This window comes from Pseudodesulfovibrio sp. JC047 (genome assembly GCF_010468615.1).
Classification (GTDB): Bacteria; Desulfobacterota; Desulfovibrionia; order Desulfovibrionales; family Desulfovibrionaceae; genus Pseudodesulfovibrio.
This window is the reverse complement of record NZ_WUEH01000019.1, coordinates 1-13,733: the sequence shown is the minus strand read 5'-3', so window position 1 is coordinate 13,733 and position 13,733 is coordinate 1. Positions and strand designations below refer to the sequence as shown.

Genomic DNA, 13,733 nt, shown 5'->3' with positions numbered 1-13,733 from the left:
ACAGGCACACGGCATTTATGGGTTTTTTTACTGTGTCGGTGGGGTCAGCTTTTCCATGATCTGATCGATAGTGAAACTGGCCGCCTTCATCCGGGGAGGATATTCCTGGAATGTGCCAAGGAAGTCCCCGACAATACCCTGCGCCGGGACGAGCAGGAATGCATGGTCCAGATACCAGTCCCAATAGGTATTCGAGGTGATGGTCGCCTGTTCATACGGATCGGTTCGGAGGTTGAAGAGCCAGGGGATTCTCGTATTCACCAGTGGTTCGCCCCAGACCAGCATGGAGCCGGGAGCCCGTTGCTGGGCAAAGACGATTTTCCAGTTGTCGTACCGCAATCCCGTGAGATCGCCGTCATCCGAGAAATAGAAGTAGTCTTTGCGTGGAGCCGTGTCGTTTTGACCTGTGAGGTAGGGCAGGAAATTGTACCCGTCCAGGTGGACCTTGAATTCCTTGCCGTTGGCGGAGTGGCCCGTGAGCAGCTTTTCCTTTACATCGGTTTCTCCTGCTGCGGCGAGCAAAGTGGGCATCCAGTCCAGATGGGAGATGATGTCATTGGAGACCGCACCGGCCTGAATGTGTCCGGGCCAGCGGACCATGGCGGGCACACGGTACGCGCCTTCCCAGTTGGAGTTCTTTTCATTGCGGAACGGAGAGGTACCTGCATCCGGCCAGGTGTTCTTGTGCGGGCCGTTGTCCGTGGAATAGAAAACAATGGTGTTGTCGGCGATGCCAGCTTCGTCGATGGCATCGAGCACGATACCCACATCCTTGTCATGTTGGACCATGGCATCGTGATAAATGGACTGCCAGCGTCCAGCCTGTCCCTTTTTGTCGTCTGGTACATAGGTGCGGAAGTGCATGTGCGTGAAATTGACCCAGACAAAGAAGGGATCGCCGGTTTGTGCCTGTTTTAGGATGTATTCGGCGCTGCGTGTGGCAACATCTTCATCAATGGTTTCCATGCGTTTCTTGGTCAGAGGGCCGGTATCTTCAATTTTCTGTCCGTCAGCGGTTGCATAGGAGTGGATGACCCCACGAGGACCGTAGTTCTTTTTGAAGTTCGGAAATTCTTCTGGTTTTGGATAATCGGGGTGTTCCGGTTCTTCTTCGGCATTGAGGTGGTACAGGTTGCCATAGAATTCATCGAAGCCGTGGTTGGTGGGTAGGTGGATGTCTCGATCTCCCAGATGGTTTTTGCCGAATTGGGCGGTGGCATAGCCGTGATTCTTGAGCAGCTCGGCGATGGTGGGATCGGCTTCATTCATGCCGAGTTCTGCGCCGGGCATTCCCACTTTTGAGAGGCCTGTGCGATAGACGGACTGGCCGGTGATGAATGCGGAGCGACCGGCGGTGCAACTTTGTTCGGCATAATAGTCGGTAAAGATCATGCCTTCGTGCGCCACGCGATCAATGTTGGGCGTGGTATAGCCCATGACGCCACGGGTGTAGGCACTGAGATTGCTTTGGCCAATATCGTCACCCCAGATAACCACGATGTTTGGCTTGTCTGTTGACGGGATGGTTGCGGGGGAAGCGGCTTCCGTGGCCGTTTGGTCAGGGTTTTCCGGTGTGTTGGCTGCCGATTCTGTCGGAGAGGGGTTTGATATGGACGTTTCCGACACTGCTTTTTCTTCAGGTTGTTCCGCTTCGGAACTGCACGCTGTGAGCAACGCCAAAAAAAGCATGAGACACAGCGAAGTTATAAGCCATCGTTTCATCATCTTGCCTTCCTTGTCTTTTGATTCGAGACATCCCGACAACCCTCAAACGTGTCGGACACTGCATATGGGCCTGTCTATTCTGTACACTTGCCAGCGCGTTGCGTCCACCTTCAATGAAAAAAAGATGGGTATGCGATGTGAACCAGTTTTTGATGAAATAGCTGAACTGAAGTGGTTCCCCCTGAGTACGGATGGAAACGCGGTTCATCTGGGCGATATGATGCACGAATGAAGAGGCTGGGATTTGGGCCATGCAGCCCGGGTATTCATGAAAGAGGGGGAAAGACGAGGCTGGAAAAATGAAAATGAGACCATAAAGGAAAACGGGTTTCATCTTTCGATGAAACCCGTTGTATTTCCGTGGCGTCCCCAAGGGGATTTGAACCCCTGTTAACGGCGTGAAAGGCCGCCGTCCTGGACCAGGCTAGACGATGGGGACGCATATTTGTTGGCTGGGCTGCAAGGACTCGAACCTTGATTAACGGAACCAGAACCCGTCGTCCTGCCAATTGAACGACAGCCCAGCAACGAAGAAGTGATTTAAAGGCTAGGCCTTGTTATGTCAACTTCTTTTTTGCTTTTTTTTAAATTGCGCGGGCGAGTTTGCGAGTACGTTTTTTCAGTTTGTTGATTTTGCGACGGATATACTCACGTTTCTTGCGGTCTTCCATTTCGCTTTTTGCAGCACGGAGAGCTCTGATCTCTTTTTTGATCTCGGCAATCTGTTTCTTGTAGGGAGAAACCTGCTCTTCTTCGACAATACCAAAAACGTCTTTGATTTCCTGAACCAGAGCGTCCTTGTCCTTGCCGGAGGCACCCGTAATCATGGGGAGCTTGGCAACGCACAGGGCACGCAATTCTTTGGCGGTCATCTTTTCCAGGGGCTTGGTCAGGCCAAGCTCATCAAAGGAAATTTCTTTTACATCTTCACTCATGGTGTACTCCTTAAAAATAGAGGGAGGCGAATGTCAGTCTTTGTCGTCAAACATTCGCCGGTAGGCCCGGTAACATTTTCCCACTGGGGAATCCGGGTCCAGCTGATCATCGACATGACCCAAATTCTTGGGCCTTTTAAGTTTCCTCGGAGGCTCTGGAGCCTCCGGCCGAATTACTTCGTCCAAAGGAACTCTGCCGTTTAGCAGTTCGAAGACGACTTTGTCAAAAACTTCTTCGCCCAGATATTCATTTATTTTTTGGAGCATCATGGGAGCCAGATATTGGGCTTCCTGCATGACGATGGGGTCTTGAGCCGCGAGCACGATTCTGGTGCCACGATGACCAAGCGGGCGGGCCATGGCGGCCATTTCACCCATGAGATCATCCCAGGACCGCCACAGTCGGACCAAGGCGGCCCCACCAGTGGTGTCGAGCTTGTCCAAAAAGCGGGGCATGAGATCGCTGGTCTTTCGAGGCCCGGGTCTGGACGTGTATTCGTTATATTTTCTTCGACTGCGTCGCATGGTTTACAATCCGCTTTGGTTTGGGGTCAGGGTTTGTGTGATGATGGACGGCGTCAATTCATACGCCTCGCCGGACCGCTCCTGTTCATCGACTTTTTTGGCCGTTTCCTCGGCCACATCCTTGGGGTCGCCCCCCTTGAGCAGGCCGGAGATCACACCGTCACGCACGGCCCGGTCCGGTTTGAATTGGCGACGGACGATGATTTCTTCCTGTTGGTAGCCTTCTTTGACAATGGTAATGAGATGTTCCCCCTGTTTGTCAAGGCTGACAGAGCATGGACTGGTACAGGTCTTCTTGCCGTCTGCATAGACGGTCGCACCGATGGGGTCAGTGCTGACGGGGATTTTCTGTTTGGGCGGACCACACGCCGCCAGAAGCAGGACGGAGGTCACGATTGAAAAAACAGTCCATGCTTTCATGTCTTCCTCCTGCTACATACAGACTCTGGCGCGGTAATTGACGATGATGGCCGGACATCCCGGCGAGAGCGCCACCTGAATGGTCGTGGACCCAATGGAAGGCTGGGCCGGTTCCTCGCTTGAGGAATATTGGGCCATGACAATGACATCGGCGTTGTCCCAACGCGCCTGCTTGAGAATTTCGGTGTACGGAATACCTTCCCAACAATGGAATGAGTGGCTGATCCCGTCCAAGGCCCTAGTGTATCGTTTTTTCATCCGTTCCAGTGCGCGGTCGATGAAAATATCCATTTCCTGCATGTAATATTTTGGATTGGGACGGGTCAGGCCGACATCCAGCACATGGAAAATATCGAGATGAGCGTTATTGGACCTGGCGAGTTGCGTTGCATAGCAGAGCGTTGAATCCGACGGCGTTGAAAAATCCGTTGCCATGAGAATCCGGTTGATGTTGGCATTGCCGGGCATCTCGTTGGTTACGACCATGACAGGGCAGAATACATTGGAGCAGACTCGACGGATGGACGTGTCCACGACGCCCCACATGCGGTCTGGTCGGTGCATGGCCGAGGTATGATGGCCCATGACGATCAGATCAATGCCTTCCGAATGGATGATCTTGAGAAGCTGCTCATCCACCGGGCCGGCGACCACCCTGATGGAGTGGTTCGGAATGTCTTTGAGATCTTCTGCATAGAATTGGGCAATCTTGTTTTTTGTGGATTCGAGAAGATCGTGTTCCGACACGGTTTCTTCAAATGAACACCACGCATCTCGTCCTACAGGCAGAGCGTGGAACAACATGAGTTCCGCTCCGTGTTTCCGGGCCAGGTTGAAAGCTGCTTTGGGGGCTGTCTGGGGAGCGATTTGAGGGGTCACTGCCAGGAGTATCTTTTTGAACATGTCGTCTCCTTTGCTTTGCCGGTGTCATTTCAGCGTGTTGCCAATCGGTTTTGACGATGATCCATTACGACTATCGCAATTTCATTGGGTGAGGGCAAGCATTATCAGTGAATTGACCGTTCGGGGTTGTGCGCTGATTTGGACGGGATATCGAGCAGAAAGAGTGGTGGCTTTTCGGGCTGTGATGGTGGGTGAAATGGGCAGTGATAAAGGGCACTCCACGGAAGGCGAAGGCATATGGTTGAGACGGATACCTTAACAGGCACTGGCCTTGGACGAAGGTCAAAGGCCAGTGCCAGAGTGGGGATTGGTGTCGAAGAACTTATTTTGTGGTGTCAGCTTCTTTTTTTTCTGCACCTTCGAGGAATTCGAGTGCATCCAGTCCCGCTTCTACCGGGTTGACATGAACACCCACGCTGACCGAGCTGGAGGATGAATGTTGTGACATGGACCCGTCACTGTTGTGGTGAGTGGAGGTGTGAGAGTGGTGACTTATTTCTTTTTCGGTCCCAATGGTCGGCGCGGCCACGGCGGCTTCCTTCAGGACTTCTTCGCCAACACCGACAGGGTCTTTTTCGATGGCAGAGCCAATGGTGGCGGGTTCGGTTGTTTGGACGGTGCCCTGCTGCGGTTGTGCGGTGCCTGTTTTGCAGTCCGGCACCAGCGTGACGACAACACTGCTTGGTGTCAGCACATACGCGTTGCCACTGGCCTCATCTTGTTCGGCAGAAAGAAGCGCACCTGCAATGGACCCTTCGACCGAACTGCCCATTGAAGAACTGGACATGCCGGATTGAACCGCGTCACGGGTCACGCCGCCAGTGTCGTATTTTTGTGATATCTGGACATCTGCCTGCCGATAGCCGGGCTTTTTCAATGTCAGTATGTGCGCTTGCGTTTTTTCCAATTCCACAGAACACGGCGTTGTGCAGGTTTGCATTCCGTCGGCAAAGACCTGCGCACCACTGGGATTACTGGAAACAGGGATGTTTTGTGTCGCGACACCACATCCCGTCAGTGGGAGTGCGGCCAAGGCAAAAATCAAAAAGATGTGAACACGTTTACTCATTCTTCCTCCGGTATATAGTATGAATCATCCTATAGACTATGACACGCGTCAGGGCAACGCAAAGTCCCGGCCAGAGGGCTTGACCGGCTGCTACTTCATGAGGTAGAGAAGGTTTGTTCAGTATATCAAGATATCCTGATATAAGGTAAAGCGCATGGAAATAATCAAATATTGTAAAGCATTATCAGACGACACCCGCGCGAGACTTGTCAACGTTCTGTTAGAATATGAATTGAATGTTGGTGAAATCGTGCAGGTTATGGAAATGGGCCAGTCCCGAATTTCTCGGCATCTCAAAATTTTATCCGAGTCTGGTCTGGTGGATGTTCGTCGTGATGGGCTGTGGGCATTTTACCGGGCGAGTGAAGAAGGTCAGGGGCGTGAATTCCTTGATGGTATTGGTTCACTATTGGCCGGGGAGTCTGATTTTCAACGGGATCGGAACCGGGCCGACAGAGTGATTCGCGAGCGGACCGCTGAGACGCGGCAATTCTTTGATGACATTGCGTCGGATTGGGATCGCATGACCGCCGAGGTTCTTGGTGAATTGAATCTGGGCAGGGAAATACAGGTTCGGTTGCCAGAATGTACCTGTGCTGCGGACATCGGGTGTGGTCCCGGTGACATGCTTGAAATTTTATCCAAGACGTCGGACATCGTGATCGGGGTGGACAACTCGCCCAAGATGCTGGAACTGGCCGAAGCCCGTTTTTCGCAGGACACGTCCATGTCGTTGCGCATCGGGGAAATGACGCATCTGCCCCTCCGGGATTGGGAAGCCGACTGTACGGTCGTGTCGCTGGTCTTGCATCATTTGGCGCGGCCACTTGATGCGCTCACGGAAATAAGCCGTGTGCTCAAGATCGGTGGGCGGTTGATAATCGCCGAATTCGACCAACATGAAAATGAGCGGATGCGGAGTGAGTATGGAGATCGCCGACTCGGTATCCCACGGGAAAAGATGGTCGAGTGGTTGGAGAAAGCACGATTTGATGTGACAGCTGTCACGGAATTTATCGTCAACATGGGTCTCGTGGTTGTCCTCTACGAGGCCGAGAAAAAATAAAAACCAAGACTCTATTGGGAGGAAATGAATGTCCAAGAACGTACTACCTGTCGACCCGAAATGCGAAAACAAGGTCGCAGACCTGTCTCTGGCCGAATGGGGCCTCATGGAAATGCAGTTGTCCGAGCGGGAAATGCCCGGTCTCATGGCCCTGATCGACAAATATGGCGAAGAAAAACCCTTGAAAGGTTTGAAAATCATGGGTTCCTTGCACATGACCATTCAGACCGCCATGCTCATCAAGTGCCTGTACGAACTCGGTGCTGATCTGCGTTGGGCATCCTGCAATATTTTTTCCACCCAGGATAACGCTGCCGCCGCCATTGCGGATTCCGGCATGGCCAAGGTTTTTGCCTGGAAGGGTGAAACCCTGGACGACTTCTGGTGGTGCACGGAGCAGGCTTTGACCTGGCCTGACGGTTCCGGTCCTGATTTGATCGTGGATGATGGTGGTGACGCCACGCTGCTCGTTCATCAGGGTGTCAAATGCGAAAAAGATCCCAGCTTGTTCGACAAGACCTATGATGTTCAGGAATTTCAGATCGTCATGAATCGCCTGAAGGCTTCTTATGACGCGAATCCCACGAAGTGGACCAATATTGCCAAGGTCATCCGTGGTGTCTCGGAAGAGACCACCACTGGTGTCCACCGTCTGTACGAAATGCAGCGCAATGGCGAATTGCTTTTCCCGGCCATCAACGTCAACGATTCCGTGACCAAGTCCAAGTTCGATAACCTGTACGGCTGCCGAGAGTCCCTGGCTGACGGTATCAAGCGTGCTACAGACGTGATGATCGCTGGCAAAGTGGTGGTTGTCATCGGATATGGCGACGTGGGCAAGGGCTGCGCTCAGTCCATGCGTGGTTTCGGTGCTCGCGTACTGGTCACTGAAATCGATCCGATTTGCGCCTTGCAGGCGGCCATGGAGGGTTTTGAAGTCACGACCATGAACGATGCGGCCTCCCGTGGTGATATTTTTGTGACCTGCACCGGCAACTACCATGTGGTGACCGGCAAGCACATGGACGCCATGAAGGACGAAGCCATTTTGTGCAATATCGGTCATTTTGATTCCGAAATCGAAATGCTGCATCTTGAAGGCAACCCCGAATGCGTGAAAAAGGAAGTCAAGCCGCAGGTTGACAAATGGACGCTGCCGTCCGGCAAATCCCTGATCGTCCTGGCTGAAGGTCGTCTGGTCAACCTTGGTTGCGCCACTGGCCATCCGAGTTTCGTGATGTCCAACTCCTTCACCAACCAGGTTCTGGCCCAGATGGATTTGGCCAAAAACGAGTACGAACCCACCGTCATGATTCTGCCCAAGAAACTGGACGAAGAAGTCGCTCGACTGCACCTGGCTCGTCTGGGTGTGACGCTTGATACGCTTTCCAAAGAACAGGCTGATTATATCGGTGTCGAAAAAGAAGGTCCCTTCAAACCGGACTACTACCGCTATTAGTCACTGCGGATCGAAAAATCGAGGGGAGCCAAACGGCTTCCCTTTTTTTTTATCTTTTCCCCATCAACAACACTTGTCGAGGAGAGGGAGAAGATGTCTCCGACGGCCAGAGGGGAAACCTCTTGGAAGAGGTTTTCCCTCTGGACTCCCTTTCCAGAACTTTTTATCGCGCCTTCGGCGAGGCCCCACGTCATTCGTTGGGTGAGATTGAAGAGATAAGAAGGATAGAAGAGGGGATGGTTAAAGAAGTAAGAGGATTTTGTAGAAAAACAGTTTTTAAGATTTTTCAATAGAGTCCGTAAAAAATGGAATTTTTTACAACGCCTCTTCAAGAGTCACACGAACGCACGCTGCCGACAGCTCTCGCGAAGCGACCCAAAAAGTTTTGGAGAGTCCAGAGAACCTTTTTCAAAAGGTTCTCTGGTCGTCGAAGACGCCACCCCGGCGAGGGGAGGGAGAAGATGTCTCCGACGGCCAGAGGGGAAACCTCTTGGAAGAGGTTTTCCCTCTGGACTCCCTTTCCAGAACTTTTTATCGCGCCTTCGGCGAGGCCCCACGTCATTCGTTGGTGAGATTGAAGAGATAAGAAGGATAGAAGAGGGGATGGTTAAAGAAGTAAGAGGATTCTACAGGAAAATACGTTGTAGGTTTTTTTAATAGAGTCTGTAAAAAATACTATTTTTTACAACGCCTCTTCAAGAGTCACACGAACGCACGCTGCCGACAGCCCTCGCGAAGCGACCCAAAAAGTTTTGGAGAGTCCAGAGAACCTTTTTCAAAAGGTTCTCTGGTCGTCGAAGACGCCACCCCGGCGAGGGGCCGCCGGAGGCCTCTTCCTCCCCCTCATTTGGAGTGGGTAAATTTATAGAGGACCGAACGTGGCAAGCGTGGTAGGAAGAGAGCCATGCGATATACCTGTTTCATCTTGATACTGTTTTTGCTGGTGGGCTTGGCGCGTCCTGCGGCGGCTTTGGAAGTGGAAGTGTCTGTCTCCAGCTTCAGATTGGACCATGCCTTGTCCTATGCTCCTGAGAATCTGCTGGATGCGGACCCGGCAACGGCGTGGGTTGGTGGAAGTGCCAGCTCCGGGGTCGGGCAATGGATGAATTTTGCTTTTCCGGTGCCGGTGAGAGTGGCGCGACTGGGCATTTTCAATGGGCATCAGGCAGAAGGGCGATTCAAGGAATTTCGACGGATTCGGTCGGGCCGCATCGTGTACCCTGATGGTTCGGAAAGCCCGTTCTGGCTTCGCGATGAAGCTGGTGAACAGGTTATCGAATGCCAGTCAAAACCGGTCAAATCCTTTCGCATTGTCGTGGATGAAGTTTTTCCGAAAGGCGGCCTGCTGGGCCAGCAGAAATTGGCCGTGTCAGAGATCAAATTTTACCTGACTCTCATGGCGTCACCAACCCAAGGTGATGACGAGACCAGCGTCAAAAATATTCCGTCTTTGCCGCCGGCCGATCTGACCAATGAAGTGCCGGAAGAGATCAAGGACCTGCTGCGTTCGTTTTATGTCATGCAAACGTCATTGGCCGATGCCTATCATACACTGTTCGCTCCCCATGTGCGTGACCAGTTCGATTTTCAGTTCGAGGTCTTCAAACAGATCCAACGACAACGCGGGACCTATAAAATTTTGCGCACGGCAGAAGTGGACCCGTCAGGACTCCGGTTTGATCTCGTGTACCTGCATGAGGATGTGGCCGAGGTCCGCGTGTTCGGCTCCTATCGGGTGCAGGTGGCGGACCTGGATCAAAATCTGGACGATGATTCCGTGTTTGCCTTGATGAAGGGACAGGACGGATGGAATATTCTCGAACTCGATGGACAGAAACAGCGTTTTTAATCAAAGCTTTTGTTTATCAGTTCCTTAGATGATCCATACGTCAATCAATTCCCCGTTGTACAACCCTTCGGAATCCGCTGGAATGGCGGCAAGGCCCTGCGCTTGGACAATGGTTCGTAGCAGGCCGGATTTTCCCAAGACAGGGTGGGCCAAGGGAGGCTGTCCGTCTCGTTCTTCCAGCCGGATGCGGATATAGTCTTCGCGTCCGGGCTTGGAGGCCACATTTCTGGCGAGGACGGCCTTGCGTCTGGCTCGGTTCAGGGTGGTGAATCCGCTGTCATCGCCTTGCAGATGACGAACGAGCGGCAAGACGAGGACGTGCATGACCACGAGTGCAGACGTGACTTGTCCGGGCAGTCCGAGAATCGGTTTGTCGGCGACCCGTCCCAGAATGGTGGGCTTGCCCGGACTGAGTGCCACGCCGTGGGCCAGAATTTCGGCATCCTTCATGGATTCGATGGCCTGAACCGTCAAGTCTCGAACCCCGATGGAACTGCCACCGGACAACAAGACCATGTCGTTGTCTTCAAGGGCCTTTTTCAGAGCGCGGCTCAGGCTTTCAAGGTCATCCTTGATAATGCCGTACCGGGTGGGTTTGCCGTTTGCCTGTTTGACCAACGCGGCGATGGTCAGGGAGTTGACGTCTCGGACCTGTCCCGGATTCGGGGTCTCGTTGATCTCGATGAGTTCGTCACCCGTGGATAGAATACCGACCCGAGGACGGCGTCGCAGGGAAATTTCTTCGAATCCGAGGGCGGCGGCAAGGCCTATTTCCTGTGGACGGACCGTTGTCCCGGCAGCAAGAGCGACCGCGTCCTTGCGTGCATCTTCACCGCGTTGCATGACATTTTCGCCCGGAGCCACGCTCTTGCGGATTTCAATAGTGCCCATTGTGGTGTCGGCTTCCATGGCCTGCGTGTGCTCCACCATCACCACGGCATTGGCCCCGCGTGGGAGTACGCCGCCCGTGGCAATCCGGGCACATTCTCCCGGGTTCAGCTCAATGTCCGGCATGGTCTCGATGGACAGGCTCGCCACACATTCCAGGTAGCCGGGATTCGACTCAGTTGCACCAAAGATGTCTCTGGCGTTGACCGCGAATCCGTCCATGCAGGAGCGATCCTGCAACGGCCAGTCATGTTGTGCCACGATGTCGTTGGCCAGAACGCGCCCGGCGGATCGGGTCAGGCTTTTTATTTCGGGTGCCAGCGGTGAAAACTGCCTGAGCAGACCGACGAACTCTTCTCGACTGATAATGGTGAAGAAACCGTGATTCATGATTTTCCTAATTGATGATTTCAGTGCCGATGCCGGATTTCGTGAAGAGTTCCAGCAGGATGCAGTTTTCGATTCGACCATCGATGATCGCGGTCTTTTCAACGCTTGCCATGGCTTCCAAGCAGCATTTGATTTTTGGAATCATGCCGCCGGTAACCACGCCGTTCCGAATGGCTTCGAAGGCTTCTTTGGCTGTCAGAGTGGAGACGAGTTCCTTGTCCGCATCAAGCAGGCCCGGAACATCGGTCAACAGGTACAATCGTTTGGCTCCCATGGCAGTGGCAACGGCTCCGGCCACGGAATCCGCGTTGATATTGTATGTCTCGCCTTTTTCATCCACTCCAACCGGCGCGATAACCGGAATGAAGCCGTCTCTCAACAGGGAATCGATAAGCTTGGTGTTGACTGAGGTTACTTCGCCGACTTTGCCGAGATCGATGATCTCCGGTGGCGCGTCGGCCTTTTCAATGGCCAATTCCTTGGGCTCAGCCTGAATGAGGGTGCCGTCTTTGCCAGAAAGCCCCACGGCTTGGCCTCCGTGCAGGTTGATGAGATTGACGATCTCTTTGTTCACCTTGCCGACCAAGACCATTTCAACCACGTCCATGGTGGCCTTGTCCGTCACTCGGTATCCTTCTCTGAAATGGGATTCGATGTTGAGTGCGTTGAGCATCTCGCCGATTTGCGGGCCGCCGCCGTGGACGACAACGGGGTGAATACCGATATATTTGAGGAGGATGATGTTCAGGGCAAATGCGCGTTTCAGCTCTTCGTCGATCATGGCGTTGCCACCGTATTTGATGACAATAGTCTTGCCGTAAAATTCGGTAATGTACGGCAGGGTTTCGATGATGGATGTGGCTTGCAGTTGATACCGCTGCATGTCCCGTTTGTTGATAGGCTCTTTTTTCATTGATGCTCCTGAAAACTGGGCTTTCGAATGTGTGGTCGGATTGTCATGGAAAGCCGGGATGAAGTCAATAAACGGTCTTGCCTTCTGTGTGCCAAGCCTATAAATTCCACATATCATGTGAAGAAAATTGAGAGGATGGCGTTATGAAAATCAGCTTTGACAGGATGGAATGGGCCGGTTCGGTCGGAGACTTGGGCACCTTGCTCCCCTTGGCTTTCGGGCTGATCATGATAAATGGTCTGTCCGCTACCGGGCTTTTTTTGACCGTTGGGTTGATGTATGTCGTCGCGGGATCATATTATCGGGTGCCCATTGCCGTGCAGCCCATGAAAGTGGTTTCCGCCTATGGTATCGCGTTGGCGTTGTCTCCCGGCGTGATTTCCGCTTCCGGTCTGTTGTTGGCCGCAATCCTTTTGATTCTCGGCGCCACCGGATTGGTTAAAACTGTCGCCAGAATCGTGCCTCGATCCGTGATTCGTGGGGTTCAGCTTGCCACCGGGGTCTTGCTGTTATCCAAGGGCGCATCTTTGGTCGTCGGGTCTAATCCATTTCAGGAATTGCGTGGCGCGGTCGAGCCGTTTCTCGCGGTGCAGGCCATTGGTCCAATCCCCATGTCTGTCGTGTCCGGAGTGATTTTTGGTGTTGTCACGTTGTTCCTTTTGCGAAGTCATCGCTATCCCGCAGGGCTGGTCGTGGTGGTGTGCGGGGCGATTTTTGGTGCGATGCTCGGTGCGTGGCGGGAGTTGGCATTGGTTCAACCCGGGCTGCATTTGCCGGAAATCCTGCCATTTGGCTTTCCGACCGGTGTGGATTTTTCGTATGCGCTGTTTGCCTTGGTTTTGCCGCAAATTCCCATGACCGTGGGCAATGCGGTGATTGCCAACCGGGATTTGAGTTTCGAGTATTTTGGCGAGGAAAGTCGAAGAGTGACAGACCGTTCCTTGTGTATTTCCATGGGGTTATCCAATGTCTTTTCTGCCTGTGTCGGGGGGATGCCCGTGTGTCACGGAGCCGGAGGGTTGGCCGCTCATTACGCCTTTGGTGCGAGGACGTCCGGTTCCAACCTCATCATCGGCGGATTTTTCATGGCGTTGGCTGTTTTTCTCGGGACAGGGTCGGTGAATGTTTTGCATCTGTTGCCCATGGGTGTGTTGGGGGTGTTGTTGTTTTTTTCGGGAACGCAACTCGCCTTGACTGTGCAGGATGTGACGGAACGGACTGATCTTTTCATTGTCATTGTCATGTTGGGGATAACGTTGGCCGCGAATTTGGCTTGGGCGTTCGCGATTGCCATTGTGTTGGAGTGGTTGCTTCGCAAGGGGCGGGTTCATGTGTAGTTGAGGGGGGAGCTTCGAGCAGCGGGCCTGAAGAGGTGAGGATGCCGCTTGCAGCGGCGATGCTTTCTGGAATGAAGAGAAGAGAAGAGAAGAGAAAGAATGCGCCTTTGGCGCGGAGCCAGGGTGGGTGCTGCGCACCCGAACCGCTTCCACGCCCTCCCGGCGGGGGCCGTTTTTTTGTTGGGGCAAATTGTCAAACCAAACTTAACACCCCGGCAAGTCCCTGCTCCTCAATGATTTCCCAGGTTGTCCTG

Annotated in this window: 13 protein-coding genes and 2 tRNA genes; 5 read left to right on the top strand and 10 right to left on the bottom strand. The window is 53.2% G+C overall.

All coding sequences use genetic code 11. From position 1 onward, the window contains the following. Positions 1-27: 27 nt before the first annotated feature. Entirely contained in the window at positions 28-1,725 is a 1,698-nt protein-coding gene (locus GO013_RS12410; protein WP_163811576.1) for an arylsulfatase, read from the bottom strand. Between the two features lie 64 nt (positions 1,726-1,789). Between GO013_RS12410 and GO013_RS12405 the strand changes: the two genes are divergently transcribed. Beyond that, complete coding sequence (locus GO013_RS12405; protein ID WP_163811574.1) at positions 1,790-1,957, top strand: hypothetical protein; 168 nt, start codon at positions 1,790-1,792, stop codon at positions 1,955-1,957. A 129-nt stretch (positions 1,958-2,086) separates the two neighbouring features. On the opposite strand, the gene GO013_RS12400 is transcribed toward GO013_RS12405, so the two are convergent. The 7 genes from GO013_RS12400 to GO013_RS12370 all read right to left on the bottom strand — a co-directional run bounded on the left by GO013_RS12400 (position 2,087) and on the right by GO013_RS12370 (position 5,577). Then, positions 2,087-2,164 (bottom strand) — tRNA-Glu (locus tag GO013_RS12400). A gap of 10 nt (positions 2,165-2,174) precedes the next feature. Continuing rightward, a tRNA-Gln gene (locus GO013_RS12395) sits at positions 2,175-2,249 on the bottom strand. A gap of 60 nt (positions 2,250-2,309) precedes the next feature. Next, a complete protein-coding gene (locus GO013_RS12390) occupies positions 2,310-2,660 on the bottom strand; it encodes a hypothetical protein (RefSeq protein ID WP_163811572.1) in 351 nt (116 codons plus the stop codon). 33 nt (positions 2,661-2,693) lie between these two features. Beyond that, positions 2,694-3,185, bottom strand: coding sequence for a DUF721 domain-containing protein (locus GO013_RS12385; protein ID WP_163811570.1), 492 nt, complete (start codon positions 3,183-3,185; stop codon positions 2,694-2,696). Positions 3,186-3,188: 3 nt separating this feature from the next. Further along, on the bottom strand, positions 3,189-3,605 hold the full coding sequence (locus GO013_RS12380; RefSeq protein WP_163811568.1) for a PEGA domain-containing protein: 417 nt from the start codon (positions 3,603-3,605) through the stop codon (positions 3,189-3,191). A gap of 12 nt (positions 3,606-3,617) precedes the next feature. Then, on the bottom strand, positions 3,618-4,508 hold the full coding sequence (locus tag GO013_RS12375) for a universal stress protein (RefSeq protein WP_163811566.1): 891 nt from the start codon (positions 4,506-4,508) through the stop codon (positions 3,618-3,620). A 322-nt stretch (positions 4,509-4,830) separates the two neighbouring features. After that, positions 4,831-5,577, bottom strand: a complete 747-nt coding sequence (locus tag GO013_RS12370; protein ID WP_163811564.1) for a PEGA domain-containing protein — start codon at positions 5,575-5,577, stop codon at positions 4,831-4,833. Positions 5,578-5,731: 154 nt separating this feature from the next. On the opposite strand from GO013_RS12370, the gene GO013_RS12365 reads away from it, so the two are divergent. From GO013_RS12365 to GO013_RS12355, 3 genes are all read left to right on the top strand, one after another. Next, positions 5,732-6,643, top strand: coding sequence for a metalloregulator ArsR/SmtB family transcription factor (locus tag GO013_RS12365; RefSeq protein WP_163811563.1), 912 nt, complete (start codon positions 5,732-5,734; stop codon positions 6,641-6,643). Between the two features lie 28 nt (positions 6,644-6,671). After that, the gene (gene ahcY, locus GO013_RS12360) at positions 6,672-8,102 is read left to right on the top strand and encodes an adenosylhomocysteinase (protein WP_163811561.1); all 1,431 of its coding nucleotides are present in this window, start codon (positions 6,672-6,674) and stop codon (positions 8,100-8,102) included. A 904-nt stretch (positions 8,103-9,006) separates the two neighbouring features. Beyond that, a complete protein-coding gene (locus GO013_RS12355) occupies positions 9,007-9,951 on the top strand; it encodes a hypothetical protein (RefSeq protein ID WP_163811559.1) in 945 nt (314 codons plus the stop codon). A gap of 24 nt (positions 9,952-9,975) precedes the next feature. Here the strand turns inward: GO013_RS12355 and glp are convergent, their stop codons facing one another. Then, positions 9,976-11,229, bottom strand: a complete 1,254-nt coding sequence (gene glp, locus GO013_RS12350; RefSeq protein ID WP_163811557.1) for a gephyrin-like molybdotransferase Glp — start codon at positions 11,227-11,229, stop codon at positions 9,976-9,978. Between the two features lie 7 nt (positions 11,230-11,236). After that, entirely contained in the window at positions 11,237-12,112 is an 876-nt protein-coding gene (gene argB, locus GO013_RS12345; protein WP_239057857.1) for an acetylglutamate kinase, read from the bottom strand. A 173-nt stretch (positions 12,113-12,285) separates the two neighbouring features. On the opposite strand from argB, the gene GO013_RS12340 reads away from it, so the two are divergent. Next, positions 12,286-13,479: a putative sulfate/molybdate transporter gene (locus tag GO013_RS12340; RefSeq protein ID WP_163811553.1), complete on the top strand. Its 1,194-nt coding sequence runs from the start codon at positions 12,286-12,288 to the stop codon at positions 13,477-13,479. Positions 13,480-13,733: the final 254 nt, after the last annotated feature.